The sequence below is a fragment of the Caldisalinibacter kiritimatiensis genome, from assembly GCF_000387765.1.
GTDB lineage: Bacteria > Bacillota > Clostridia > Tissierellales > Caldisalinibacteraceae > Caldisalinibacter > Caldisalinibacter kiritimatiensis.
On the sequence record NZ_ARZA01000284.1, the window covers coordinates 1 to 1,213 of the forward strand.

Annotated in this window: 1 protein-coding gene; it reads left to right on the forward strand. The window is 38.7% G+C overall.

Going from position 1 to position 1,213, the window contains the following annotated elements; translation table 11 throughout:
• The first annotated feature begins 13 nt into the window (after window positions 1-13).
• A complete protein-coding gene (gene tuf, locus L21TH_RS13345) occupies window positions 14-1,207 on the forward strand; it encodes an elongation factor Tu (protein ID WP_006317507.1) in 1,194 nt (397 codons plus the stop codon).
• Window positions 1,208-1,213: the final 6 nt, after the last annotated feature.

The window sequence follows — 1,213 nt, forward strand, 5'->3', positions numbered from 1 at the left end:
AGGAGGAAGAGAAATGGCAAAGGCAAAATTTGAAAGAACGAAGCCACATGTTAATATTGGAACAATAGGACACGTAGACCATGGTAAAACTACATTAACAGCAGCAATTACAACAGTATTAAATGCAAGATTAGGAACAGGAGAAACAGTAGCATTTGACAACATAGATAAAGCGCCAGAAGAAAGAGAAAGAGGAATTACAATAGCAACAGCACACGTTGAGTATGAAACAGAAAATAGACACTATGCACACGTTGACTGTCCAGGACACGCTGACTACGTTAAGAACATGATTACAGGAGCAGCTCAAATGGACGGAGCGATCCTAGTAGTATCAGCAGCAGACGGACCAATGCCACAAACAAGAGAGCACATTCTATTATCAAGACAGGTAGGAGTACCTCAAATCGTAGTATTCTTAAACAAAGCAGATATGGTAGATGACGAAGAATTAATCGAGTTAGTAGAAATGGAAGTAAGAGAATTATTAAACGAATATGAATTCGATGGAGATGAAACTCCAGTAGTAGTAGGATCAGCATTAAAAGCATTAGAAGATCCAAGCTCAGAATGGGGAGACAAAATCTTAGAATTAATGAGCACAGTAGACGAAACAATCCCAACACCAGAAAGAGATACAGACAAACCATTCTTAATGCCGATAGAAGACATCTTCAGCATCACAGGACGTGGAACAGTTGCAACAGGAAGAGTAGAAAGAGGAGTATTAAAAGTACAAGATGAAATAGAAATCGTAGGATTAGCAGATGAGCCAAAGAAAACAGTATGTACAGGAGTAGAGATGTTCAGAAAGATGTTAGACGAAGCGCAAGCGGGAGATAACATCGGAGCGTTATTAAGAGGAGTTCAAAGAGATGAAATAGAAAGAGGTCAAGTATTAGCTAAGCCAGGAACAATAACACCACACACAAAATTCAGAGCAGAAGTTTACGTATTAACAAAAGAAGAAGGTGGAAGACATACTCCATTCTTCGATGGATATAGACCACAGTTCTACTTCAGAACAACAGACGTAACAGGATCAATCAAATTAGATGAAGGCGTAGAAATGGTAATGCCAGGAGATAACGCAACATTCACAATCGAATTAATTACACAAATAGCTATGGAAGAAGGATTAAGATTCGCCATCCGTGAAGGTGGAAGAACTGTAGGTGCTGGTGTTGTAACTGAAATCATTGAGTAATTTAAA